At 48.1% G+C, this 694-nt stretch carries 1 protein-coding gene; it reads left to right on the top strand.

Features of this window, described 5'->3' with window-relative positions; translation table 11 throughout:
• Positions 1 to 694, top strand: a 694-nt coding sequence (gene tnpC / locus JC525_RS19785; RefSeq protein WP_198817874.1) for an IS66 family transposase, incomplete at both ends; no start/stop codon positions are given.

The following is a 694-nucleotide window of genomic DNA, read 5'->3' as shown; positions in this document are numbered from 1 at the left end:
ACACGATTAAACAAGCGCCCGTACCTCACAGCGTGATCCCAAAAGGCTACGCAACCCCAAGCTTATTAGCGCAAATCATTACCAGCAAATACCAATATGGTTTACCGCTTTATCGCCAAGAATCTATGTTCAAACAACATGGTATCGAATTAAGCCGTAAGACGATGGCGGACTGGATAATCCGCTGCGCTGAGCTGTTTAAACCGCTTTATGGGCAGCTTCATCAACACCTGTTAAAGCAGCCTGTTATCGCGGCGGATGAAACCACGCTGAAAGTCGTTGAGTCTGAAAAAGCGAACAGCTATATGTGGCTGTTCGCCAGTGGCGCTGACTCGCCTGCTGGGAATATACCTGGTACAAAGACACCTAATATCGTGCTGTACGATTATCACAATAGTCGCGCTGGGCAATGCGCAGTAGACTTCCTTAATGGCTATAACGGCTACTTACAAGTGGATGGCTATCAAGGCTACGAGCAAACGCAAGCGACCCTTATCGGTTGCTGGGCACATGCACGTCGTAAGTTCATGGAAGCCAAAAAAGGTGCGGGTAAGAAAGGCAGCGGAAAAGCAGATTGGGCACTCAATCATATCCAAAAGCTCTACCGCATCGAAACGCAGCTAAACGATAAAACGGTGGAAGTGCGCTACCTTACCAGACAAGAAAAGAGCCTACCGTTGCTCAATCAGCTTCA

It is taken from the genome of Alteromonas sp. IB21 (genome assembly GCF_016405965.1).
Classification (GTDB): domain Bacteria; phylum Pseudomonadota; class Gammaproteobacteria; order Enterobacterales; family Alteromonadaceae; genus Alteromonas.
This window is presented reverse-complemented; position numbering and strand designations above follow the sequence as displayed.